The sequence below is a fragment of the Paractinoplanes rhizophilus genome, from assembly GCF_042664765.1.
Taxonomy (GTDB): Bacteria; Actinomycetota; Actinomycetes; order Mycobacteriales; family Micromonosporaceae; genus Actinoplanes; species Actinoplanes rhizophilus.
In genome coordinates this window covers 37127-61530 of the sequence record NZ_JBHTBJ010000022.1, presented here as the reverse complement: position 1 = coordinate 61530, position 24404 = coordinate 37127, and the positions used below count along the sequence as shown (strand labels likewise).

Genomic DNA, 24404 nt, shown 5'->3' with positions numbered 1-24404 from the left:
GGCGACGGGGGAATCTGTCACCTGGCGTCGGGCCAGAGGTTGCGCGCCGCCGCCCGGTGCCGGAGCTGCCGCCCTGGCCACGTTGACAGGTTCAGTGAGAGGCCCCCTCAGGTGACCTACGTCGAGACCCGGATGAACGTCTGGGAAGCCCTGGCCGGACGGGCGCCGGGCGAGCCCGGCGGGCCCGCTGACCCCGGTCTGTGGGGCGCCGTCGTCGATCGGCTCAACCCGGTCCGGGCCCGGCCGGTGCTGCGCGCCGGCATCGAGGCGGTGCAGCTGACCTCCGCCCGCGGCGACGAATACATCATGCTGCGCTCGCCCGACAGCGGCTCGCGCGCCGGATACCTGCGGCTCACCACCGAGGAGTGGCAGCTCGCCCTGCTGATGGACGGGCAGAGCACGGTGGCCCGGCTGGTCGCCGAGTTCGCCCGCATCGCCGGGCGACTCGCCCCCGACGAGGTCCGCCGCGTGGTGGCCGACCTGGCCGGCAACCGCATGCTCGACGAGCTGCCCACCGACGCGTTCCGCCCGGTGCAGGAGGCCCGGCGCAAGGCGCTGCCCGAGCGGGTCGGCAACTCGATGGCCGCCGCGGCGCGCGGCCGCCGGATGCTGGTCTTCGACGCCGACGGCCTGATGACCGCCCTCTACCGAGCCGGCGGCCGGCTCCTCTTCGGCACCGGCGCGTTCGTCGCCACCGCCGCGCTCGCGGTGCTCGGCCTCGGCCTGTTCGTCGCGACCTGGGTCCGCGGCAGCCGCTCGCTCTTCCTCACCGGCGACTCGTATCTGCTGGGCGCGGTCGTGCTGGTCGTCCTCAACGCGCTCGTCCTGGTCACCCATGAGCTCGCCCGGGGGCTCGCCACCAAGGCCGCCGGGCGCGAGGTGCCCGCCGCCGGCCTGCTCGTCCATGTCGGCATCCCGTCGTTCTTCGTCGACACCACCGACGTCTGGATGGCCGGCCGCCGCGCCCGCATCCTGGTGGCCGCGGCCGGACCCGGCAGCGTGCTGATGCTGGCCGGGCTCGCGCAGCTCGGCGGCCTGGCGATCCCGGCGCTGTCCGGGCTCGCGTTCAAGCTCGCCTTTCTGTGCTACCTGAACGCGTTCTTCCAGCTCAGCCCGATCCTGCCGCTCGACGGGCACTACCTGCTGATGGACTGGCTGGAGATTCCGCAGCTGCGCGCACGCGCCCTCGCCTGGGTGGGCGGCCGGCTGCGCGGGCGCCCGCCGCGCTGGTCGGCGCTCGACCGCGAGGGCCGGCTCATCGCCATGTACGGCGTGCTCTCGATGGCGTGGCTCGCGCTCGCCGCCGTGCTCACCTACCGAGTGTTCGCGGACCGCATCTCGGGCCTGGCCACCGGCCTGACCGGGTTGCTCGGCGGCCTGCTGCTGATCCTGATCGTCCTCGGGCTCGGCGCGCCCGCCGTCTTCTTCGTGCTGGCCCGCCTCACCCGCTGGTGGCGCCGCTCGCGGCGGCAGCACGCCGAGAGCGACCGCGAGAACGACAGCCCGCGCCGGATCGCCGCGCTGCGCGCCTCCGACCTGGGCGGCCTGCCCGACCCGGCGCTGGCCGGCCTCGCCGCCCGGGCCCGCTGGGTGCACCCGCCGACCGGCCGCCAGGTGGTGCAGGCGGGTGGTCCGCAGTCGGCCGTCTACGTGGTCGTCGAGGGCGCGCTGCAGGGCCGCAAGCCCGGCGACCCGCCCGGCACGGTCCGCCACCACGTCGGCCCCGGCGGCGTCGTGGGGCTGGTCAACGCGATCACCGGCCGCTCCACCCAGCTCGATTGGCACACGGCCGGCACGTCCCTGCTCTACATCCCGAGCGCCACCGTGGCGAGCGTGGTCGGGCCGCTGCCCGGGCCGCCCCCGCAGGACCGGGCCGAGGCCGAGGCGCTGTTCGCGGACACCCCGGCGCTGGCCGGCCTCGCCGTCGACCAGCGGCTCGCGCTGATCGCCTCGGCGCACCCGGTCGACCTCGAGCCAGGCGCGCCGGTGGTCCTGCCCGGCCCCACCCACGCGGTCGTCGTCGAGTCCGGCGTGATCGCCATGCCCGACGGCGTGGAGCTGCGGCGCGGCACGCTGGTCGGCCCGGTCGGCGACGGCGAGCCGGGCATGGTCGCGCAGACCCTCACCCCCGTACGCCTCTGGGTCCTGCCCGACGCCTCCGACCTGCCGCCGCTGGTCGGCGCCGCGCACCGCCCCGGATCCCCGATGCCGGTCGGCGTCCTGCGCCCCGGCTCGCCGGCGACCAGCGCCTACCCGCCGCTCAAGGTGCCGCCCGGCCCGCCCGCGGGACTCGGCGACCAGTCGATCGACCGCCGGTTCGAGAGCCGGCTGTGGTGGCTCACGGTGATCCTGCTGGCGGTGGCGCTGGTGCTGGTCGGGCTCAGCTTCCGGCCCGGACCGGCATGGGCCGAGATGCCCCGCGACCAGGTGCTGCTTACGGTCGACCGGGGCCGGGTGAACGCCACCGACGGCGGGTCGGTGGAGACGTTCGAGAGTGGCTCGTCGCGGTATGTCGGTCCGGGCCTGCAGGTCGAGGTGCCCACCGGGTCGAAGGCCGAGCTGATCTTCCCGGGCGGCGGGGTGACCGTGCTCTGCGCGGGGTCGCGACTTCGGCTCGACGGCCTGGCGGTCGGCAGCGGGCGACACCAGTCGCCGACCGGCGCGCTGACGCTGCGGGCCGGCCGGGTGCTCGCCGACACGACCGGCACCAGCGGGGCCTTCCACCCGCTGCGGCTCACGGTCGACCGGGCATCGGGCGACCGGGCATCGGGCCCGGTGGTCAACGCGGGCGCCGCCTGGTATGCGGTCGAGGCCGACGCGGTGACCGTGTCCACCGGCGAGGTTGCGGTGGGCGGCGCCGTGACCAAGGCGACCGGCGGCGACCTGAGCTGCGGTGACGGCGTGCCGGTGACGCCGCCGTCGGAGGAGGCCACCCCGTCCGAGGAGCCGGCGCCGTCGGAGGAGGCGACCACCTCGGCGGAGCCGAGCGTCGCGCCCTCGGCGAGCGTCACCAGCGATCCGGCGGCGACCACCGCGCCGGCCCCGACGACTGCGCCGACCGGCGAGCCGACCACGACGGCGCCGACGCAGGAGGCCACCACCACGCGGCCGCCCACGACGCGTCCGACCACCACCAAGGCTCCGCCGCCGACGAGGTCGCCGACGACTCCGGGGTCGACCCCGCCGACGACGAGTCCGACGCCCTCGGAGACCGAGTCGACCACGACGACGCCCGAAACTTCGTCTATAGAGGGCAGTCCCGCGCCCTAGGTAACGTCGGGGGCGTGCTCTGCTGGTTCTGCGCCGAGTCCGCCCGGGCCGCCTGCCGCTTCTGCGGGCGGGCGGTCTGCCCCGATCACGCCCGGTTCGGGCCGTACATCCTCCAGGTGAGCCACTCCGACTCGCGGCGCCGGGTGGAGGCGCTCGTCGTCGAGGACGCCGTGCGATGCGGCACTTGCCGGCCACGTCCGTCCCCCGTGGCGATGCCGGAACTGGACTGACCGACTTATCGTCTAGGCATGACCCAACAGGACGGCGATGACCTCGGTGTGTGGTCGGAATTCGGCACCGCGGCGGGGATGACGATGCGGGGGCTGGCCGCTGGCGCCGATGCGCCCGGCGAGCCGCACGTGGGCATGGGCGATCGGCCCGATCTGGACGGTTTGCCGCCCGTGTCGGCGGTGTCCGGTCTGGGCGAGGCGCCGCCGAGCCTGGGCGAGGCGGTCCGCGAGACCGGCGAGCGTCTGCACGCGGCGGCCCCGCCCAAGGGCTATCACAACCGGGTGGACGCCGACGGCGACGGCCACCTCGACAAGGCGACCTATCGCGGCGACGGGCACGGCGGCGCCGAGATCCTGGTCGACCTCAACGGCGACGGCCGCGCCGACTTCATCGGCCACGACACCGACCTCGACAACCGGGTCGACTTCGCCGATTACGACAAGGACCACGACGGCCTCTTCGAGAAGCGCATGTACGACGACAGCGGCGACGGCTACCTCGACCGCACCGAGTGGACGAACGACAGCTGATTAAGCCCTTTCTATTTACTTTTACAGTTAACAGTCTTAAAAATATTCCATGCGCCGATCGATCATCTTCAGCGTGGTCGCATCCCTCGCTGCCGCCGGAGGCATGGTCTACCTCGCCTCCTCCGCCAGTGCCGCGACCGCCTGCGCCCCCGCGTGGAGCGCCACCGCCGTCTACGTCGGTGGCAACTCCGCTTCGCAGAACGGCCACAACTACACCGCCAAGTGGTGGACCCAGAACGAATCCCCGGCCACCCACTCCGGCCAGTGGGACGTCTGGGCCGACAACGGCGTCTGCGGCGGCACCACGCCGCCGACGACCGCGCCCACCACCAGACCCCCGACGACGCCGCCGACGACGACCCCCACCACGCCGCCGACCACCGCACCCACGACACCGCCGACCACGCCACCCACGTCGCAGCCGCCGGCCACCGGCATCCCCAGGCACGCGCTGATCGGCTACCTGCACGCCAGCTTCGCCAACGGCTCGGGCTTTCTGCGCATGGCCGACGTGCCGAACGACTGGGACATCATCAATCTGGCCTTCGGCGAGCCGACGAGCGCGACCTCCGGCGACATCCGGTTCACGCTGTGCCCGGCCACCGAGTGCCCGGGCGTCGAGAGCGAAGCCGCCTTCATCGCCGCGATCAAGGCCAAACGGACCGCCGGCAAGAAGGTGCTGCTGTCGATCGGCGGCGCCAACGGCCAGGTGCAGCTCACCACCACCGGCGCCCGGGACAAGTTCGTCAGCTCGGTGAGCGCCATCATCGACAAGTACGGCCTGGACGGCGTCGACATCGACTTCGAGGGCCACTCGCTGTCGCTGAACACCGGCGACACCGACTTCAAGAACCCCAGCACGCCGGTGATCGTCAACCTGATCAGCGCGCTCAAGACGCTGAAGGCCCGCTACGGCGCCGGCTTCGTGCTGACCATGGCCCCCGAGACGTTCTTCGTCCAGCTGGGCTACCAGTTCTACGGCTCGGGCCCGTGGGGCGGGCAGGACCCGCGCGCCGGCTCGTACCTGCCGGTCATTTACGCCGTCCGGGACTTCCTGACCATCCTGCACGTCCAGGACTACAACTCCGGCTCGATCATGGGCCTGGACAACCAGTACCACTCGATGGGCGGCGCCGATTTCCACATCGCCATGACCGACATGCTGATGGCCGGCTTCCCGGTCGCCGGCAACACCGCGAACGTCTTCCCCGCCCTGCGCGAGGACCAGGTCGCGTTCGGCGCTCCCAGCTCGGTCAATGCCGGCAACGGTTACGTCGCCCCCGCCGCCGTCCAGCAGGCGGTCGGGTGCCTTGTCAACGGCGCCAACTGTGGCGGCTACTCGCCGCGCAGCGGCGCCAACCCCAACTTCCGGGGCCTGATGACGTGGAGCATCAACTGGGACAAGTTCTACGGCTGGGAGTTCCAGAACCAGAACGGCAAGTACGTGAAGTCGCTGCCCTAACCGGCGATCGCGTTGTGCACGGCCACCCGGTGCACATCCGGATCGGACCAGGACCAGTTCGGATGTGCCCGGTTGGTCAGCAGCACGATCACCTGGCGGCGCGCGGGGACCACCAGCAACGACGTACCCGTGAAGCCGGTGTGGCCGAAGGCCGTGGCCGAGGCCAGCTTGCCCATGAACCACGGCTGGTTCATCTCGACGCCCAGGCCATGATCGGCCGACCGGCCCGGCCGCTCGGCGTCGATGGCCGGCTTGCCATTGTTGACGTTGGTCAGCATCTTCTTGACCGTGGCCGACGACAGGATGCGCTTGCCGCGGTAGGTGCCGCCGTCGAGCAGCATCTGCCCGATCACCGCCACGTCCTGCGCCGTGCTGAACACCCCGGCGTGCCCGGCGACGCCGCCGAGGATGTTGCAGACGTCGTCGTGCACGGTCCCGCGCAGCAGCCCGCGCGACGTCCGGGCGTCCGTGGCCACCAGCCGCCGCTTGTCCGAAACCCACTTCAGCGGCTGGAACCCGGTGTCCTTGAGCCCGAGCGGCGTGGTGACGTGGTCCCGCAGGGCCTTGTCCAGCGACTTGCCGGTGAGCTTCTCGACGAGTCGCCCCAGCACCATGAGCCCGACGCTGGAGTAGCGGAACGTCGTGCCCGGCACGCCGCCCTTCACCAGCGGCGTGCTCAGCACCGACCGCCAGCGGGCGGTGTTGCCGGGCATCCCGGTCACCTTGGCGCCCACCGGCAGCGCGCTGGTGTGCGCCAGCAGCATGGCGATGGTGATCTTTTCCTGGCCGGCGCCGGTGAACTCGGGCAGGTAGCGCTGAACCGGCGCGTCCAGGGCGACCTTGCCCTGATCGACCAGCTGCAACGTGAGGACCGCGGTGTAGACCTTGGTGAGCGAGGCCAGGTCGAAGATCGCGTTGGTCCGCATGGCGACCCGCTTCGACGCGGGCAGGTCGACCGGGCCCGCCCCGTACCGCAGCGCGTGCCCGACGGCGGTGGTGAGCTGGGTCCGGCCGTCCTGCGACACGAGGGCGACGGCTCCGGCGTACCCGGGATGTTTGGGGTTGTCTTTTGTGGGTTTGAGGTATTTGGTCAGGATCGCGGTGACCTTGTCCGGGGCGGCGGAGGCGGCCGCGACCGGCGCTTGCGATGACTGCGCGGCGCGCGCGACACCCGAGCGGTCGGGCAACGGCGTGGCGGTGGCCACCGGCTCGGCCCATGTCGCCGGCGACGCGGACGACCGCCCGCACCCGGTGAGCAGGGCGGCGGTGGCGGCGATGCCGGTGCCCAGCACGGCGCGGCGCGGAAGAGTCACGGCGCCGATCATGACATGCCGGAGTGCTTCTGTCGTCGCGTGCCAGGATGACTGCATGGTCAACAATCCGGTGGCGTTCGTGCTGGGCGGCGGCGGCGTCCTCGGAGCCGTCGAGGTGGGCATGCTCCGCGCGCTGTTCCGAGCCGGCTTCCGCCCCGATCTCGTGGTCGGCACCTCGATCGGCGCGGTGAACGGCGCCCTGGTCGCCGCCGACCCCAGCGAGGCCGTCACCGACCGCCTGGTGCGCCTCTGGACGTCGCCGGAGGCCGCCGCCGTCTACGGCGACTCGATCGGCCGCCAGATGCGCCGCTTCGCCGCGCGTACCCACTTGCACTCCCCGCGCCCGCTGCGCCGCCTGCTCGAGGGCGAGCTGGGCGAGCACACCACCTTCGCCGATTTGAAGGTCCCGTTCCGCTGTTGCGCGGCCAGCATCGAGCGCGCCGCCGAGCACTGGTTCGACAGCGGTCCGCTGGTCGACGCGGTGGTCGCCTCCTCGGCGGTGCCGGGCCTGCTGCCGCCGATGGAGATCGGGGGAGAGCATTATGTGGACGGTGGCATCGTCAATTCGATCCCGATCGGCGAGGCCGTCCGGGTCGGTGCCAAATTGATCTTCGTGCTCCAGGTGGGGCGGGTCGAGCGCCCGCTCAGCGTGCCCCGGCGGCCGTGGGAGGTGGCTCAGGTGGCGTTCGAGATCGCCCGCCGCCACCGGTTCGCGCGCGAGCTCGCATCGTTGCCCGACGATGTCCGGGTGCACGTCCTCCCCAGCGGCGGCGGCGAGGGTCGCGACGACAGCCCGTGGGCGTACCGGGACATGGCCGCCGTGGGGCGGCGGATCAGCCGCGCGTACACCGCGTCCCGCCGATATCTGCACGCGAACGTGCATCCGCTGCCGGGCGGGCGCTGATGTCGCCGCCCCCGGTCTGGGTCCGCCGCCTGCTCTTCGGGCCGGCGGTCGTGCTGCTCGCGATCGTCCTGCTCACCACCCTCCCGGTCTGGCTGCTCCTGGCCTTGGCGGCGTCCCCGCTGGTCCCCGGTCATCTGCGGGTGCCACGCCTGGTCTTCCTGGCGATCGTGTACGTGGTCTGGGACGCCGCCGCCCTGGTGTCGCTGGCCGTCCTCTGGGTCGTCTCCGGCTTCGGGTGGAAGATCCGCTCGCCGGCCTTCCAGCGGGCGCATTACGTGCTGACCGGCCGGTTCCTGGGCGTCCTGTTCTGGCTGGCCCGCTGGTCGCTGCACCTGACCGTGGACGTGGTCGGCACCGACCCCGACACCGCGATCCCCGGCCGCCCCGAGATCGTGGTCAGCCGGCACGCCGGTCCGGGCGACTCGTTCATCCTGATCCACGGGCTGGTCAACTGGTTCGACCGCGAGCCGCGGATCGTGCTGAAGGCGACCCTGCAGTGGGATCCGGCGATCGACGTGCTGCTCAACCGCCTGCCCAGCCGGTTCATCTCGCCGGGCCGGTCGCCGGCGAAGAACCTCGAGCAGGAGGTCGGCGAGCTGGCCGACGGCCTGGACGACAACGATGCCTTCGTGATCTTTCCCGAAGGCGGCAACTTCACCCCCCGCCGCCGGGTCAGGGCGATCGCCCGGCTGCGCTCCCGCGGCCTGGCCGACATGGCCGACCGCGCCGAGAACCTGCGCAACCTGCTGCCGCCGAAGCCGGGCGGCCTCTCGGCGGCGATCGACGCGGCGCCCGACGCCGGGGTGATCTTCGTGGCGCACACCGGGCTCGACCGGATGCTGACGATCGCCGACGTGTGGCGCCAGTTGCCGATGGACAAGCAGCTCATCATGCGGTTCTGGAGCGTGCCGCCGGAGGAGGTGCCGGCCGGCGAACAGGAGCGGGTGGTCTGGCTCTACGACTGGTGGGCCCGGATCGACTCGTGGATCGAGGAGCACCGGCCGGCGGCCCGCCCGCTGAGCACGGACTGGACCGCCCGCCGGCGGCAAGCTCGTCCGCCTCAGGAGCCGAGCGAGCTGTAGAAGCTGTCCGGAGCCTCGGTGATCTCGTTGGCGGCCGGGGCGGCGACGTTCACCGGCCGGCCGTAGTTCTCGTATTTCACCTGCAGCGGTTCGGCCTGGGGCAGGTCGACGGTCAGGGTGGAGAGCCGCCCCTGCGCGTCGAGGGTGGCCGTGAACGGCACGTTCTGCACCGGCGCGCCGGATGCCGCGACGGTGATCTGGCCCAGCCCGGCGACCCCGGCCGCCTTCGACAGGTCCACCGAACCGGTGTAGGTGGTGTCGCTGGTCGCCTTCACGTCGGTGGTGGCCTTGAGCAGGTTGGCCGTGTTCACCGGGTCGATCTGGCCGGGACGCAGGCCGATGTTGGCGCCCTCGGGCAGCCGCGAGCCGTCCACGTGGGTCCAGGTGCCGGCCTTGGTGATCCCGGGCACCTGGGCGTACAGATCGTCGCCGATGAGCAGCGTCTTGACGTTGAGCTCGGCGTTCGGGCCGCTCGCCGTGAGCTGCGCGGTGGCCTTGCCGCCGGGCGCATCGATCTCGGCGGTCGTCCGGAAGCCGGACCCCGACGTCGCCGTGAGCGTGAAGCTGGTGCTGTCGAGCTGGTCGACCGCCGCCGAGAGCTTCGAGACCGCCGCGGGGTCGGCGGAGCTCGTCGCGGCGGGCGATCCGGCCGGGGCGCTCGGAGAGGTCGTGGGGGTTGTGGTGGGGGTGTTATCTCCGCAGCCGGCCATCGCGAAGGCAACCGTGGCCATCGTCGCGAGACCCAGCCCGGCTAGCCGTGGTGTCCGCATGTCCGTCCTTCCTGTCCTTTTCCAGGTGACAGACATCAATTCCCGACGGCCCCGGTGGGCAAACGGTTCCGGCCGACGCGGCATCATAGCGGGAGGCAAACACCTGGAGGACTCGTGAGATTCGAGGTCAGCAAGGTCCTCGACGCCATCGAGGCGCGGCTGTCCACCGACCCGGCGCTGGTCCGCGCCGTGGTCGACCTGTCCGAGATCGTGCGCTACGCCGACCTCGACGGTGGCCGGCCGGCCAGCTCGGTGCGCCTCGGCCTGGTCGTCGACGCGCTCAGCCGCTATCTGGCCGAGGAGAACGTGCCGGTGTACGTGATCTCGCCGCGCGGCCTGCTCTCCGACACCGACCTGACCTCCAACGAGCGGATGGTGATCCGCCGCTGGGCCGACGACGGCAAGGTCGAGGTGGTGCCGGTGCTCGACGACCGCGTCTTCGAGGTGGCCGAGCTGCTGGGCCTGCCGGTGCTCACCCGCACCCGGGGCGAGCAGTTCCGCGGCCGGCGGCAGTGGATCGACGAGCCGGGCCGGCTGCTCGCCGCGATCGCCGGCGAGGGCGGCACGCCGGTGCTGGTCTCCCGGGTGGGCCGCGGCGATCCGGCCCGGCAGCCCGAGCGCTCGCCGATGGGTGAGCGGCTGCTGACGCGGGTGTGGAGCTGCCCCGAGTCGAACTGCACGAGCTTCGGCACCGGGGCGGACGCGGACAGCCCGTTCGCCGACATGCGCACGTTCACCAGCCCGGTGGCGCAGCCGCCGCCGGCGGTCCGCGCCGGGGCGCCGGCCTGCCCGCGGCACGGCACGAAGCTCAAGGACGCCGGTCCTCGCCCGGCGGTCGAGGTGCTTTCGGTACGCATCGACGGGGTGGTCCGGCAGCGTTTCGTGGTCTCCACCGAGGCGCCGGTGGTGGTGGGCCGCGCCCCCGAGGGCGGCAAGGGCGTCATGCTGGGCCAGTGGCTCACCGAGGACGCCCGGAAGTGGATCAGCCGCGGCCACGTGCAGTTCACCCTGCGCACCGACGGCACGCTGCTGGCCCAGGACGTGAGCACGAACGGCACTGGCATCCGCCCGGGCGGCTCGCCGGACGACGACGACCGGCTCACGCTGAACCGCAACGAGTCCCGCCCGCTTGCCGCGAACGACGTGGTCGAGCTCTACGCCGGGGTGAACGTGGGCCGGTCGAAGCTGTGGGCCACCGGCGGCGTCGTCCAACCCCAGTCGGTGATGGGCGAGGCGCCGACGATGGCCCTCCGGAAGTTCGAGAGGTAGGTCAGGTCAGGATCGCGGCCAGCTGGGCCACCGCGTGGTCCAGCTCGTCGGCCGTGACCACCAGCGGCGGGGCCAGGCGGATGGTCGAGCCGTGGGTGTCCTTCGCGAGGACGCCGCGCTCGGCCAAGCGCTCGCAGGCCTCGCGGCCGGTCATCAGCGCCGGGTCGATGTCGATGCCGGCCCAGAGGCCGCGGCCGCGCACCGCGACCACGCCCTTGCCGATCAGCGCGCGCAGCCCGGCGTGCAGGCGCTCGCCCAGCTCGGCCGAGCGGCGCTGGAACTCGCCGGTCTCGAGCAGGCGGACCACCTCGACGCCGACCGCGCACGCGAGCGGGTTGCCGCCGAACGTCGAGCCGTGCTCGCCGGGCTTGAGCACCCCGAGCACGTCGCGGTTGGCGGCCACGGCCGAGACCGGGACGATGCCGCCGCCGAGCGCCTTGCCCAGCACGTACATGTCGGGAATGACGTTTTCATGCGCGATGGCGAACGTCTGGCCGGTCCGGCCCAGCCCCGACTGGATCTCGTCGGCGACGAACAGCACGTTGTGGTCGTCGCAGAGCGCCCGCACCCCGGCGAAGTAACCGGCCGGCGGCACCAGCACGCCCGCCTCGCCCTGGATCGGCTCCATCAGCACGGCCACCGTGTTCGGCGTGATCGCGTCGGCGAGCGCGGCCAGGTCGCCGTAGGGGACGATCACAAACCCCGGGGTGTACGGGCCGAAGTCGTCCCGCGCGTCGGGATCGGTGGAGAAGCTGACGATCGTCGTCGTGCGGCCGTGGAAGTTGTCCGCCGCCACGACGATCTCGGCCCGCTCGGCCTCGACGCCCTTCACCCGGTAGCCCCACTTGCGGGCCACCTTGATCGCCGTCTCGACCGCCTCGGCGCCGGTGTTCATCGGCAGCACCAGGTCTTTGCCGCACAGCGCGGCCAGCGAGTGGCAGAACTCGGCGAACTGGTCGTGCACGAAGGCCCGGCTGGTCAGGGTGACCCGGTCGAGCTGGGCGTGCGCGGCCGCGATCAGGCCCGGGTGCCGGTGCCCGAAGTTCAGCGCCGAGTAGCCGGCCAGGAAGTCCAGGTAGCGGCGGCCGTCGACGTCGGTGACCCAGGCGCCCTCGGCCTCGGCGATGACCACGGGCAGCGGGTGGTAGTTGTGTGCCGTCCAGCGCTCGGCGTCGGCCAGCGCTTCCGGCGTACGCATGTCCACGCTTGTCATGAGCGCACCTCCAGCGTGCAGCACTTCGGTCCGCCGCCGGCCTTGCGGAGCTCGGAGACGTCGACCGTGACGGTCTGGTAGCCGGCCGAGCGCAGCTCGTCGGCCAGGTGGGTGGCCTGCACCGGCAGCACCACGGTACGGCCGTCGCTGACCGCGTTGAGGCCCAGCACCGCGGCGTCCTCCGCGTTCGCGACGATCGCGTGCGGGTACAGCTGGCGCAGGACGGCCTGCGAGCCGGGGGAGAAGGCCGGCGGGTAGTACGCGACGTTGGTGTCGTCGAGCACGCACAGCGCCGTGTCGAGGTGGTAATAGGCCGGGTCGACCAGCTGCAGCGAGATCACCGGCCGCTGCAGAACCTCCTGGGTCTCCGCGTGCGAGGCGTGCGAGGTGCGGAAGCCGGTGCCGGCCAGCAGGATGTCGCCGGCCAGCAGGATGTCGCCCTCGCCCTCGTTGGTGTGCTTCGGCTCGGTCACCGCGAAGCCGCGCTCGCGGAACCAGGCGGCGTACGCCGGGGCCTCGTCGGCCCGCTCGGCGTCGCGGAACTGCACGGCCAGCACCCGGCCGTCGACCACGGTGGCGCCGTTGGCGGCGAAGACCATGTCGGGCAGGCCGGGCAGGGGATCGATCAGCTCGACGGTGTGGCCGAGGTCGAGATATGTCTGCCGGAGCGCTTCCCACTGCGCGACGGCGAGCGCGTTGTCGTAGGGCGCCGTGGGATCCATCCACGGGTTGATCCGGTACGTGACCGCGAAGTGGGTGGGGCGGCACATGAGGTATCGGCGCATGACTGCAACGCTAGGTCGCACCTGCGGTGGCAACCCAGGGCTCAACCGTGCGTGCCGCGTTCGATTCTTGCGTGCTCAAGCCGCCGGGCGGCGAAACGTTAAGGGGCGGCCCGAACCGGGCCACCCCTTGATCAACGCGGATCAGAAACGGTTGACGGTGTTCGTGTCCAGCCAGTCCCGCAGCGCCGGGACGTTGTTGGTGTCGGTGCCCAGCCAGGTGAGCGAGCCGGTCAGCGCCAGCACGCCCAGCACGATCGCGCCGAGGGCCAGCACCATGCCGATCAGCGCGTCGGTCTTGCCGGCGACGTGCCGCTTCGAGGTGGCGCGGATGCCGCCCAGCGACAGGACCAGTGCCACGCCGGCCACGCCGATGCCCCAGCCGAGCAGCGGCCCGGACAGGACCAGCAGCACCGAGGCCACGCCGAGGATCAGGCCGAGCGTGGCGAGCAGGCTCGCGCGCGGCTTCGGCCCGGCCACCACCGGGGTCTGCTCGGTGTCCGCGTCGTCCTTGGGGAAGACCGGCCGGGAGACGGTCGACGGTGGGGGAGGCGGCGTCGTACGGTCGGCGCGCGCCGGCGCGGGCGGCAGCTCGGCCGTCTTCGGCTCGTCGTCGGGCCGCTGATCACGAGCGTCGTGCCGCACGTCGCGCCGCTCGTCGCGACGCGGCTGGACCGGCGTGGTGCGGGTGTCGGTCGTGGTGGCGGTGCCCGACGGCGTCGGGCGCTCCGCATCCGGGGGCTCGGGCTCGGTCTGGCGGGAGAACGTCGGGATTCTCACGTCCAGCACCTCCTTGAGGATTTCGGGGGATCACCGTCCTGTACCCCGAACTGCCTCCGCGCACACCAACGTGCCCGCGGCCGGCCCGGATTGCGCCCCCGGGCACGGCGAAGGGCGCGGACCCCGCGGGTCGCGCGCCCTTCGAGCGATGTCAGGCCGGCAGCGACACCACGTCGCTGGCCTTGCTGATCACGTGGTCGACGATGCCGTAGTCCTTGGCCTCGCGCGCGGTGAACCAGCGGTCGCGGTCGGCGTCCCGCTCGATCTCCTCCGCGGTGTGCCCGGTGTGGAAGGCGATCCGCTCGTTCATCACGTTCTTGATGTGCAGCATGCTCTCGGCCTGGATGGCGATGTCGGCCGCGGTGCCGCCGATGCCGCCGGACAGCTGGTGCATCATGATCCGCGCGTGCGGCAGCGCGTACCGCTTGCCGGGCGTGCCCGCGCAGAGCAGGAACTGGCCCATCGAGGCGGCCATGCCCATCGCGATCGTGGCCACGTCGTTCTTGATGTACTGCATTGTGTCGTACACCGCCATGCCGGCGCTGATCGAGCCGCCCGGCGAGTTGATGTACAGCGCGATGTCCTTCTCGCTGTCGTTCGAGGCGAGCAGCAGCATCTGGGCGCAGATGCGGTTGGTGACCTCATCGTTCACCTCGCTGCCCAGGAAGATGATGCGCTCCCGCAGAAGCCGCTCGAAGACCTGGTCGTCGAAGGATGCGCCGCCCCCGCGCATCGTCAACTCGTCAACACTCATGCTCACCAGCTTTCCTCAGCACAGGCCGGACACCCAGCGATTCTCCTGTAGGCATAACCGGGCCACGCCGGGGGCGGATACCGTTGCTCCCCGTGCCAGAGGGACACACCATTCATCGACTCGCCGCGCGGCACCGGGAGCTCTTCGCCGGGCGGCGGCTGGCCGTCGGCAGCCCGCAGGGACGCTTCGCGGCCGGGGCCAAGCTGGTCGACGGGCGCACGCTGCGCGACACCGAGGCGTACGGGAAGCATCTGCTGCACCATTACGACGGCGAGCTGAGCGTCCATGTCCACCTGGGACTCTACGGAAAGTTCAGCGACGGCGAGCCGCCCGTGCCCGAGCCGGTCGGGCAGGTGCGCATGCGGGTGACCGGCGGCGCGCACTGGCTCGACCTGCGCGGGCCGACCGCGTGCGAGGTGCTCGACCCGGCGCAGGCCCAGGCGCTGCGCGACCGGCTGGGCGCCGACCCGCTGCGCGACGACGCCGACCCGTCCCCGGCCGGCCGGAAGCTGCGCGCCAGCACCAAGCCGGTCTTCGCGCTGCTGCTGGACCAGGCGATCGTGGCCGGGTGCGGGCTGATCTACGCGAACGAGGTGCTGTTCCGGGCCGGGCTCGCGCCGACCACGCCGGGCCGGCTGATCGGCGCCGAGCAGTGGGACGAGCTCTGGACCGACCTGCGGGCGCTGATGAAGGAGGGCGTGGCCCGCGGGCGCATCGACACGGTGCACACCCAGCACACGCCCGAGGCGATGCAGCGGGCGCCGCGGGTCGACCGGCACGGCGGCGAGGTGTACGTCTACCGCCGCCCCGGTCAGCCGTGCCTGGTGTGCGGCACGGCGGTGGCCCGGGGCCCGCTCGCCGGCCGCAACCTGTACTGGTGCCCGAAATGCCAGCCAAGCACCTGACGCGCACGCCGCCCGAGCATGCGGCGAGGCGACCTTGAAGGCTTCCGGTGCGATGCAAGCAGGGACTCATCATCCTTGACCGCCTGCGCGCCCTCGCCGACGCGCTCGCGCGTTCGAAGGCGCCCGCGCGCGTTCCAAGGCGCCCGCGATCCGTCAGTCGGCCGCCTGCGCGCCCTTGCCGGTGCCCGCGCCCTTGCCGGCGGCCGGGTGCTCGGCTGCCTTCGGGCCCGCGGCTGCGCCCGCACCCGGGTCGGCCGGTGCGGCGGGGGTCGACGGGTCGGGGGGCGCCGGGGTCTCGGTGGGGGCCGGGGAGGCGGTCGGCGGGGTGGTCGCGGCCGGGGCCGGGTCCGGGTCGCCGGGGATGCCGAGGGTGAAGTTGGCCTTCAGCCAGGGCAGCAACTCCTGGTAGGCGGCGATCGTGTCGGGCTGGTTGAAGTCGTGGGACAGCACGATCGAGCCGGGCCGGACGTGCTTCTTGATCTCGGCGACCACCCGGGCGGTGTGCGCGGCGTCGGTCTCGCCGGCCTTGTGGTTCCAGTCGGCCGGGTCGACCTGCCAGTAGAGCGAGGTCATCCCGTCGTCCGCGGCCAGGCCGACCAGCCGGTCGGTGAAGTTGCCGCCGGGCGCCCGGAAGAACGGGATCGTCGCGTCCGGCACGGCCGCCCGGATCGCGGCGTTGGTGCGCGCGAGGTCGGCCTGGATCTGCTCGGGCTTGTCCTTACCGATGGTGAGGCTGTGGTTCCAGGTGTGGTTGCAGAGCGTGTGCCCGGCGGCCACGATCTGTCGCACCATGTCGGGGTGCTTCTCGGCCTGCTGGCCGACCAGGCAGAAGGTCGCCTTCACGTCGTACTGAGCGAGCAGCGCGAGGATCCGCGGCGTCTGCGCGGGGTCGGGCCCGTCGTCGAAGGTCAGCGCGACGACGTTCGAGCCGGTGGTGCGCAGCGAGTGGCCCGGCCCGGTCTTCTTGGCGCCCGGCCGGATGGTTGCGGTCGCCTCGGGGGTGTGCCCGTCGCCAGCCGGGGCGGAGTCCGCCGGGATCACCTTCGCCGGCTCGGTGCCCGGGTCGCGCTTGTCGCCGGAGCCGTTGCCCTTGGACTTCTGTGCCGCGTGGTTGCCGGCGGCGCGGGCCGCGGCCGCGGCGTTGACCGCGTCGATGCTGTCCCCGCCGCCGCGGGCACCGGGGAACGCGACCAGCAGCAGGCCGACCGCGACCAGCGAGGCCAGCATCACCTGCTGCCGCTTCTTGCCCATCAGCAGCCAGGACTCGATCGGCAGGGTGCCGGGCGCGCGGTGGCTGCCGGTGACCGGGGGCCGGACCGGGGCGGCACGATGCGCGGCGGCCCGCCGGGCGGCCGACCGGGTGGTGGTGCGCGCCGACGAAGCGGAATGCCGGGCCGAAGAAGCAGAGCGGGCCGAAGAAACGGAAGAAGCAGAGCGGGCGGAAGAAAGAGAAGAAGATGCCGAGCGCTGATGACGCGCCGACCGCGGCCCCGGAACCCAGGTGTCGTCCTCGAGGAGCGTGCTCACCCGGAAGGACGCGGACGAGGGTGCGGAAGCCAGCGACTCAGGCCGGCGATGCCGCCCGCCGGCCTCGGTGACGTCGCCGGACGCCGGGCTCGGGTAACGGAGGGGTCGCGGCGACATGGTGCATCTCTACCGTGCGACATGGCCCGGCGCGAGATCGATCCGGTGATTCCACCGTTACGATGAGTAGTAACGGCTGCTGGCGCTCCGTGACTACCGATTCACAAATTCGGCCGGATCCTCCGAACCGTTCCCATCACATAGCATTGTGGACAGCGTCGGTCGCCTTGCGGGACGCGATCAGCACCGGATCCCACACCGGGGCGAACGGCGGGGCGTAGCTGAGATCGAGCGCCGTCATCTCCTCGACCGTCATCCGGTTCCACACCGCCACGGCCAGCGCGTCGATCCGCTTCGCCGCCTCGGTGCGGCCCACGATCTGCGCCCCGAGCAGCGTCCCGGTGCGCTTCTCGGCGATCAGCTTGATCGTCATCAGCTCGGCGCCCGGGTAGTAGCCGGCCCGGCTGGTCGACTCGACGGTGGCGGTGACGAAGGCGAAGCCGGCCCGGCGCGCTTCCTTTTCGGTGAGGCCGGTGCGGGCCACTTCGAGGTTGCAGACCTTCGTGACCGCGGTGCCGATCACCCCGGGGAACGTCGCGTAGCCGCCGCCGATGTTGATGCCCGCCACCCGGCCCTGCTTGTTGGCGTGCGTGCCGAGCGGGATGTGCACGGGATCGCCGGTCAGCAGGTGCCGGGTCTCGACGCAGTCGCCCGCCGCCCACACCCCCTCGATCCCCTCGGCGCGCATCCGCCGATCGGTGCGCACGCCACCGGTCACGCCGACCGGGATCCCCGCCTCTGCGGCGAGCGCACTGTTCGGCCGTACGCCCAAACCCATGACCACGATGTCGGCCGCCAGCGCGCCGCCCGGGGTGACCACTTCCCGGACCTTGCCGCCGCTCGTCTCGATGCCGGACACGTGCGCGTTGGTGACGACCTCGATGCCCTCCTCGCCGATCGCCTTGCGCACCAGCGCGCCCACGTCGGGGTCGACCGTCTTGGCCATCGGCTCCGGCGACTTCTCCAGCAGGGTCACGTCGAGGCCGCGCTTGACCATCGCCTCGGCCATCTCCACCCCGATGTAGCCACCGCCGATCACCACGGCCTTCTTGGGCTGCTCGCGGGCGAGCCAGTCGTGGATCGCCGCGCCGTCGTCGAGGGTCTGCACGCCGAAGATGCCGGCCGCCGGGATCCGGGCCCATTCCGGCGTGACGGGGGACGCTCCCGTCGCGTACACGAGATGGTCGAAGCTCTCGCGCACCTCGCCGCCGCCGGTCAGATCGTGCGCGACCACCTCGCGCCGGTCGAGGTCGATGCCCACTACCTCGTGCCGCAGCCGCACGTCGATCCCGGCCCGGCGATGCTGCTCCGGCGTGCGGGCGACGAGCGCTTCGCGCTCCTTGACAAAACCACCTATCCAGTACGGGATGCCGCACGCCGAATACGACGTGAAGTGCCCACGCTCGAACGCCACGATCTCGAGCCGATCCGCTCCGAGCCGCTTGCGAGCCTGCGACGCCGCCGACATGCCGGCCGCGTCCCCGCCGATCACCACCAGCTTCACCAGCCCACCCTAAGACCCTTGGAGGCGGAGGTCTGATTTCTCGCCACTTCCGTTGTCGTGGCCCGGGGTCGCGCGTGGTCGCCGGTTGCCTGGGTCGCCGGTTGCTTGGGTCGCGCGTGGTTGCCGGTTGCCTGGGTCGCGGGTGGTCGCCGGTTGCCTGGGTCGCCGGTTGCCGGGGTCGCGCGTGGTCGCCGGTTGCTTGGGTCGTGCGTGGTCGGCGTGGGTGTCGCGGGTTGCCGGGGCGTTGCCGGGGTCGTGTGTGGTCGCCGTGGGTGCGGGCGGTTGCGGGCGGCTCGCCGCGGCGTTGGACGGGGTGCCGGCCGGGTCGCACGCCGCCGTGCCGGTGGTGGCTGCGTTCTCCGGTGTCGGCTCGTCCCGGGTGCCGCGGCGCGCTGATCTTGATGAGCTGCGGTTGCGGCCCGACGGGAACTCTTCAACCTTGGCCATCCGTGATCAACTATCGTCGGACATAACCGGTATTCCCGGCGGCCGTCCCGTGTGATGGGCGGGTCGTCCCATGTTCCGCGACACCCGGCCACTATGCGGGAACGAGTCCTGCTGACTGGACCCAGCCGCCAGATGGTGGGATCCCTGGAGCGGGTCTGGCGACCGGCCGTACCCAGCGCCGCCCACCCACGCCTCCGGGCCGTGGAAGCCCCAGCCCTCGCCGGCGATCACCGCAACCCCCATTTTTGATCACGAGTCGTGGCGCCCACAGTCCATCCCCCGCCCCCGCACTTGGGTGGGGCCGAGTAGAGCAGGTGGGTACGACAAGAATTCGTCGCTGTCCACAGAGGGCCGGGCGGGCGCGTCGGACCCCGACTCCGAATGGTCTCTTAGTCGCGCGGCACGTCGCCGCGGGTGGCCTTGGCGAGCCAGTCGACGACGTCGGCGACCGAGCCGCGCTGGGCGAGGATGGCGCGCTGGCGGGCGGCGCCGGTGCCGTGTGCGCGCAGGCGTCCCATCAGGACGGTGGTCGTCTCCAGGTCGCCGTGGCGTTCCAGCTCCGGGCGTACGCGATCGAAGAGCTGCCGCATCAGCCGCCACGCGGGCCGCGGCTCGCGGGTGGCCAGGTCGACCGCCACGCCCTCCAGGCCGTCGTGCGCCGCTCGCCAGTGCGCGGCCATCAGCAGCGGGTGCGGGACCCGGGGCGCGGGGACGCCGTCGCGAACGTCGCGCAGCAGGGTCGCGACCAGCGCCCGGGCCAGGGCGGCCAGCAGCATCGCGTCGTCGAGGGTGGGCATGACGTCGCCCATCCGGATCTCGACGGTCGGGTAGTTCGCCGAGAGCCGGGCGTACCAGTAGAGCATTCCCTCGTCGAGCATGGCCCCGGTCTGCTCGAGGTCGGCGACCAGCGTGTGGTAGTCGTCGACCGACTTCAGATAGGGCGTCGGTCCGACGGTGGGCCAGCGCTCCCACATCATCGAGCGCCAGCTCGCGTATCCGGTGTCGCGGCCGCCGAACATCGGCGAGTTCGCCGTGGCGGCCTGGAAGACCGGAAGCCAGGGCCGCAGGTGGTTCAGCACGGCGACGCCGGTTTCGGCATCCGGGATGCTGACGTGTACGTGGGTGCCGCACATCCCCGAGCCCGGGGAGAGGTCGCCGTAGTGCTCCCGCATGCGGCGGTAGCGCGGGTCGTCGACGATCCGCGCCACCGGCCCGGCGCCCGGCGCGGTGCCGACGGCCAGCAGCCGCGCCCCGGCCCGCTCGGCCGCGCCGGCCAGCTCCCGGCGCAGCCGGCCCATCGCCTGGTAGAGCCCGGCGAGATCGAGCTGCGGCGGGCTGGCCACCTCGATCTGGCTGCGCAGGTACTCGTGCTGCACCGAGCCGCGCATCTCCTCGGGCACCTGGCCGACGACCTCGTCGACCGCCTCCACGCCACGCGGCTCGACCGCGTCGACCAGGATGTACTCCTCCTCGATCCCGAGCGTGAGCAGATCCTGCGCCTCGGCCTCCTCGGCCATCTCGGCGGTGATCGTGGTCTCGCTGGCAGCCGTGTCCATGCGCCCGGATTACCCGGTTGCCGATCGGCGCTAACGTTGACCCCATGCTGCTTGAGGGCTTCTGGGCGCTCGCCGCCCTGCTCGACCCGACCCGGGCCGGCGCGCCGGGGCAGCTCGTGCTCGGCTTGGCCCTGGTGGCCGCGGCCGTCCTTCTGATCGCCGCGGCCGCCGCTCTGCCGCTGCCCACCCTGCTCGCCGCGCCCGCGGTGCGCGCGTTCGCCCGCCGGGCCCGCGTCGCCACCCGCCCCCGCCTGGCCGACCCCGATGCGGCCGGCCGGCCACGGTCGCGAGCGCCGTCGTCCGCCCCCGCGGCGGTTTGACGCTCGGCGATCCTTCTTTGATCCTCGCGCCGTAAAACCGCCGCCTCGCGTCCTTTTCCCATGGATCGCAAGGGGTGCTTCGCCGTGTCCATTTTCGAGATTCCCGGCGCCGTCGTCGACGCCGCCCATTCCGCCATCGAATCGCTTGCCGGCCTGTTCGTCCCGTTCGCCGGAACCGCCGCGGTGGCGCTGGCCATCGTCGTCTTCACGATGCTCGTCCGGCTGTTGATCAGCCCGCTCACGTATCAGCAGGTCCGGGCCCAGCACCGCCAGGCCGCCCTCGCGCCGGAGATCGCCCAACTGCGCGAGAAACACGGCACGGATCGGATGGCGCTGGCCACCAAGACGCTGGAGCTGCAGCGCGCCCATGGGATCAGCCCGTTCGCGGCCCTGCTGCCGGGGTTGGCCCAGGCGCCGTTCTTCATCCTGATGTACCACGTCGCGCTGCGGACGCCGGAGGGCGCGCTGGTGGGCGTCCCGCTGACCGCCCATCTCGCCGCCGGGCTGCCGGTGTTCGCCGTGCTGCTGGTGCTGGCCGGGGCCCTGGCCTGGTGGTCGTCGCGCCGGATGCGGATCGCTCCGCAGCCGGCCGCCCCGGGGACGCCGTCGCTCGGCTTCCTGCGCTACATGCCGTATCTGTCGATCCTGGCGGTGGCGTGGATGCCGCTGGCGGGCGGCCTCTATCTCGTCACCTCGACCGGCTGGACGGCGCTGGAGCAGGCTTTGCTGCGCCGGGCGGTAACAACGGGCAATCGTTGACCGCCAATATTGACACGCCTCCGTAACGGGCTTGAAATGAGGCGTGAGAGCGCTCTCACGCCTCCTCACCCCCCTCCGGAAAGGCGTTCCTCCGATGGCATCTCGCACGAGAAGACGGCTACGAACCCTCCTCGCGGTATCGACCGCGGCCATTGCGGTCGCGGCCACCGCGGTCTTCACGATGGACGCGAACGCGGCCGTCCCCTCGGCGCCGGCCGGGATGACGACCGTGTTCAGCGACGACTTCACCGGCGCGGCCGGCACCGGGCTCAACCGTGGCAACTGGCTCTACGACATCGGTCACGGCTATGCCGGCGGCGCCTCGAACTGGGGCACCGGCGAGATCGAGTACATGACCGACTCGACCAGCAACGTCTACCAGGACGGCAACGGCAACCTGGTGATCAAGCCGATCCGGGACGGCGCCGGCAACTGGACCTCGGGCCGGGTCGAGACCCAGCGCACCGACTTCGCGGCCCCGGCCGGCGGCAAGGTGCGCATCGAGGCGCGCCTGCAGCAGCCCAACGTCAGCGGCGCGGCGGCGGCCGGCTACTGGCCGGCGTTCTGGGCGCTCGGCGCGGCCGCCCGCCCGGTCGGCGCGACGAACTGGCCGAGCATCGGCGAGTGGGACATCATGGAGGACATCAACGGCCGGTCCTCGGTCTTCGCGGCGCTGCACTGTGGCTCCAACCCGGGCGGCCCGTGCAACGAGACGACCGGCCTCGGCAGCGGCGAGCGGGCCTGCTCCGGGTGCCAGACCGGCTTCCACACGTACGCGATCGAGTACGACCGCAGCACCTCACCCGAGCAGCTGCGGTGGTATCTGGACGGCAACAACTACTTCACCCTGACCTCCAACGTGGTCGACGCGACCACCTGGAACAACGCCACCCACCACGGGATGTTCGTGATCCTCAACGTGGCGATCGGCGGCGGTTTCCCGGCCGCGTTCGGCGGCGGCCCCACCTCGGCCACCCAGTCCGGCGTGCCGATGCTGGTCGACTACGTCGCGGTCTACCAGTCCTCGGGCGGCGGCACCACGACCCCGCCGACGACGTCGCCGACCACCTCGCCTACCACCCCGCCCACCGGTGGCACGCGGGACGCGTACTCGCGGATCGAGGCCGAGTCGGCCAACGCGCAGTCCGGCACCCAGACCGAGACGTGCTCCGAGGGTGGCCAGGACGTCGGCTGGATCGCCAACGGCGACTGGCTGCAGTTCAACAACGTCAACTTCGGTTCCGGCGGCGTGCGTGACTTCGTGGCGCGGGTGGCGTCCGGGGCCGGAGGCGGCGTGAGCGGCCTGGTCCAGGTGCGCATCGACAGCCGGAACAACGCGCCGATCGGCAGCTTCGCGCTGGCGAACACCGGCGGCTGGCAGAACTGGACATCGATCCCGGGCAACGTGTCGAACGTGTCCGGCACCCACACGGTGTACCTGACGTTCTCGAGCGGCCAGCCGGCCGACTTCGTCAACGTCAACTGGATCCAGTTCCGCCGGTAATAAGTTTTATCGATGCCCCGAAGCCCTGACCAGGGTCTTCGGGGCATCGCGCTATCCGAAAGATTTAAGGATGTTTAAGTTGCCGCCCTCTGGACTTCACTGTTAACAGTCCTAAAGATTGATGCATCTCAACTCCGAGACGCATGGAGGGACGGCGTATGAAGCGCTCCAGATCGGTGATCCTGGCGACCGTGACGGCGCTCGTCGCCGGCGGCGCGGCGGTGTACTTCGGCGGGAACGCGAGCGCGGCGGCGGCCTGTGCCCCGGCGTGGTCGTCGAGCGCGGTCTACGTCGGTGGAAACCAGGCCTCGCAGAACGGCCACAACTACACCGCGAAGTGGTGGACCCAGAACGAATCGCCCGCCACCCACTCCGGTCAGTGGGACGTCTGGGCCGACAACGGCGCCTGTGGAGGCACGACGCCGCCCACGACGCAGCCGACCACTACTCCGCCCACGACGGTGCCGCCGTCCAACGGGACGCTGCCCAAGCACTTCCTGACCGGCTACTGGCAGAACTTCTACAACGGCGCGGCGGCCCTGAAGCTCGCAAGTGTTCCGAGCAACTACGACCTGATCGCGGTCGCCTTCGCCGACGCGACGAGCACCCCCGGCGCGGTCAGCTTCACCCTCGACTCCGGCCTCGCGGCCCAGGTCGGCGGCTACACCGACGCCCAGTTCCGGGCCGACATCGCCACCCTGCACTCGCGCGGCAAGAAGGTGGTCATCTCGGTCGGCGGCGAGAGGGGCACGGTCAGCGTCGCCAGCAGCACCGCGGCCACCAACTTCGCCAACACCGTCTACGCGCTGATGACGACGTACGGCTTCGACGGCGTCGACATCGACCTCGAGAACGGCCTCAACGCCACCTACATGGCCCAGGCCCTGCGCAGCCTGCGCACCAAGGCGGGCGCCAACCTGATCATCACGATGGCGCCGCAGACCATCGACATGCAGAGCACCGGATCGTCGTACTTCGCGCTGGCCCTGTCCATCAAGGACATCCTCACCGTGGTGCACACCCAGTACTACAACTCCGGCTCGATGCTCGGCTGCGACCAGATGCAGGCGTACTCGCAGGGCACAGTGAACTTCCTGACCGCGCTGGCGTGCATCCAGACCCAGAACGGCCTGCGCCCCGACCAGGTCGCGCTCGGCCTGCCGGCCAGCGGAAGCGCGGCCGGCGGCGGCTACCAGGCGCCGGCGAACGTCAACGCCGCGCTCGACTGCCTGGCCCGCGGCACCAACTGCGGCTCGTTCCGGCCGCCGGCGACGTACCCGGGCATCCGCGGCGCGATGACCTGGTCGATCAACTGGGACGTCACCAACGGCAACTCCTTCGGCAACACCGTCAAGCCGCACCTCGCCACCCTCCCCTGATCCCCACCCCCGCAAGCAAGGAGTCC

General features: G+C 71.9%; 21 protein-coding genes. 12 read left to right on the top strand and 9 right to left on the bottom strand.

Going from position 1 to position 24404, the window contains the following annotated elements:
• Positions 1–111: 111 nt before the first annotated feature.
• Genes ACFQS1_RS25805 through ACFQS1_RS25790 form a run of 4 tightly spaced genes read left to right on the top strand, consistent with a single transcriptional unit; the run spans position 112 to position 5493 of the window.
• Positions 112–3270 (top strand): cyclic nucleotide-binding protein, encoded by a 3159-nt coding sequence (locus ACFQS1_RS25805; RefSeq protein WP_378972989.1) that lies wholly within the window; start codon positions 112–114, stop codon positions 3268–3270.
• A gap of 14 nt (positions 3271–3284) precedes the next feature.
• A complete protein-coding gene (locus ACFQS1_RS25800) occupies positions 3285–3500 on the top strand; it encodes a hypothetical protein (RefSeq protein ID WP_378972986.1) in 216 nt (71 codons plus the stop codon).
• Between the two features lie 18 nt (positions 3501–3518).
• Positions 3519–4031: a hypothetical protein gene (locus ACFQS1_RS25795; RefSeq protein ID WP_378972984.1), complete on the top strand. Its 513-nt coding sequence runs from the start codon at positions 3519–3521 to the stop codon at positions 4029–4031.
• A gap of 49 nt (positions 4032–4080) precedes the next feature.
• A complete protein-coding gene (locus ACFQS1_RS25790; protein WP_378972982.1) occupies positions 4081–5493 on the top strand; it encodes a chitinase in 1413 nt (470 codons plus the stop codon).
• On the opposite strand, the gene ACFQS1_RS25785 is transcribed toward ACFQS1_RS25790, so the two are convergent.
• Positions 5490–6806: a serine hydrolase domain-containing protein gene (locus tag ACFQS1_RS25785; RefSeq protein WP_378972979.1), complete on the bottom strand. Its 1317-nt coding sequence runs from the start codon at positions 6804–6806 to the stop codon at positions 5490–5492. The genes ACFQS1_RS25790 and ACFQS1_RS25785 overlap by 4 nt on opposite strands.
• A gap of 55 nt (positions 6807–6861) precedes the next feature.
• Here ACFQS1_RS25785 and ACFQS1_RS25780 point away from each other — a divergent pair, with 55 nt between their 5' ends.
• Together ACFQS1_RS25780 and ACFQS1_RS25775 are read left to right on the top strand one after the other, a co-directional pair.
• Positions 6862–7710: a patatin-like phospholipase family protein gene (locus ACFQS1_RS25780; protein ID WP_378972977.1), complete on the top strand. Its 849-nt coding sequence runs from the start codon at positions 6862–6864 to the stop codon at positions 7708–7710.
• Positions 7710–8792 (top strand): 1-acyl-sn-glycerol-3-phosphate acyltransferase, encoded by a 1083-nt coding sequence (locus ACFQS1_RS25775; RefSeq protein WP_378972975.1) that lies wholly within the window; start codon positions 7710–7712, stop codon positions 8790–8792. The genes ACFQS1_RS25780 and ACFQS1_RS25775 overlap by 1 nt, the downstream gene beginning before the upstream one ends.
• Here ACFQS1_RS25775 and ACFQS1_RS25770 read toward each other — a convergent pair.
• Entirely contained in the window at positions 8771–9562 is a 792-nt protein-coding gene (locus ACFQS1_RS25770; RefSeq protein ID WP_378972972.1) for a LolA-like protein, read from the bottom strand. The two genes, ACFQS1_RS25775 and ACFQS1_RS25770, sit on opposite strands and share 22 nt — an antisense overlap.
• A 114-nt stretch (positions 9563–9676) precedes the next feature.
• Here ACFQS1_RS25770 and ACFQS1_RS25765 point away from each other — a divergent pair, with 114 nt between their 5' ends.
• Entirely contained in the window at positions 9677–10831 is a 1155-nt protein-coding gene (locus tag ACFQS1_RS25765) for an FHA domain-containing protein (RefSeq protein WP_378972969.1), read from the top strand.
• 1 nt (position 10832) lies between these two features.
• Here ACFQS1_RS25765 and rocD read toward each other — a convergent pair whose 3' ends face one another.
• The 4 genes from rocD to ACFQS1_RS25745 all read right to left on the bottom strand — a co-directional run bounded on the left by rocD (position 10833) and on the right by ACFQS1_RS25745 (position 14360).
• Positions 10833–12044: an ornithine--oxo-acid transaminase gene (rocD, locus tag ACFQS1_RS25760; protein ID WP_378972967.1), complete on the bottom strand. Its 1212-nt coding sequence runs from the start codon at positions 12042–12044 to the stop codon at positions 10833–10835.
• Positions 12041–12829 (bottom strand): dimethylargininase, encoded by a 789-nt coding sequence (ddaH, locus tag ACFQS1_RS25755; RefSeq protein WP_378972964.1) that lies wholly within the window; start codon positions 12827–12829, stop codon positions 12041–12043. Before ddaH ends, rocD begins: the two co-directional genes overlap by 4 nt.
• A gap of 141 nt (positions 12830–12970) precedes the next feature.
• Positions 12971–13606, bottom strand: coding sequence for a hypothetical protein (locus tag ACFQS1_RS25750; RefSeq protein WP_378972961.1), 636 nt, complete (start codon positions 13604–13606; stop codon positions 12971–12973).
• A 151-nt stretch (positions 13607–13757) separates the two neighbouring features.
• Complete coding sequence (locus tag ACFQS1_RS25745) at positions 13758–14360, bottom strand: ATP-dependent Clp protease proteolytic subunit (protein ID WP_378972958.1); 603 nt, start codon at positions 14358–14360, stop codon at positions 13758–13760.
• Between the two features lie 92 nt (positions 14361–14452).
• On the opposite strand from ACFQS1_RS25745, the gene ACFQS1_RS25740 reads away from it, so the two are divergent.
• Positions 14453–15265 (top strand): Fpg/Nei family DNA glycosylase, encoded by an 813-nt coding sequence (locus ACFQS1_RS25740; protein ID WP_378972955.1) that lies wholly within the window; start codon positions 14453–14455, stop codon positions 15263–15265.
• 153 nt (positions 15266–15418) lie between these two features.
• On the opposite strand, the gene ACFQS1_RS25735 is transcribed toward ACFQS1_RS25740, so the two are convergent.
• The 3 genes from ACFQS1_RS25735 to ACFQS1_RS25725 all read right to left on the bottom strand — a co-directional run bounded on the left by ACFQS1_RS25735 (position 15419) and on the right by ACFQS1_RS25725 (position 20416).
• Entirely contained in the window at positions 15419–16909 is a 1491-nt protein-coding gene (locus tag ACFQS1_RS25735) for a polysaccharide deacetylase family protein (protein WP_378972953.1), read from the bottom strand.
• A 136-nt stretch (positions 16910–17045) separates the two neighbouring features.
• Complete coding sequence (locus tag ACFQS1_RS25730) at positions 17046–18413, bottom strand: FAD-dependent oxidoreductase (protein ID WP_378972950.1); 1368 nt, start codon at positions 18411–18413, stop codon at positions 17046–17048.
• Between the two features lie 836 nt (positions 18414–19249).
• Positions 19250–20416: a carboxylate-amine ligase gene (locus ACFQS1_RS25725; protein WP_378972948.1), complete on the bottom strand. Its 1167-nt coding sequence runs from the start codon at positions 20414–20416 to the stop codon at positions 19250–19252.
• Positions 20417–20460: 44 nt separating this feature from the next.
• Here ACFQS1_RS25725 and ACFQS1_RS25720 point away from each other — a divergent pair, with 44 nt between their 5' ends.
• The 4 genes from ACFQS1_RS25720 (at position 20461) to ACFQS1_RS25705 (ending at position 24378) form a co-directional block, all read left to right on the top strand.
• Positions 20461–20736 (top strand): DUF6412 domain-containing protein, encoded by a 276-nt coding sequence (locus ACFQS1_RS25720; protein ID WP_378972945.1) that lies wholly within the window; start codon positions 20461–20463, stop codon positions 20734–20736.
• 84 nt (positions 20737–20820) lie between these two features.
• On the top strand, positions 20821–21495 hold the full coding sequence (locus ACFQS1_RS25715; RefSeq protein ID WP_378972943.1) for a YidC/Oxa1 family membrane protein insertase: 675 nt from the start codon (positions 20821–20823) through the stop codon (positions 21493–21495).
• Between the two features lie 94 nt (positions 21496–21589).
• Positions 21590–22999 carry a carbohydrate-binding protein gene (locus ACFQS1_RS25710; RefSeq protein ID WP_378972941.1) on the top strand — a complete coding sequence of 470 codons (1410 nt, stop codon included), beginning with the start codon at positions 21590–21592 and terminating at the stop codon, positions 22997–22999.
• Between the two features lie 158 nt (positions 23000–23157).
• Positions 23158–24378, top strand: coding sequence for a chitinase (locus ACFQS1_RS25705; RefSeq protein WP_378972939.1), 1221 nt, complete (start codon positions 23158–23160; stop codon positions 24376–24378).
• The last annotated feature ends 26 nt before the right edge of the window (positions 24379–24404 follow it).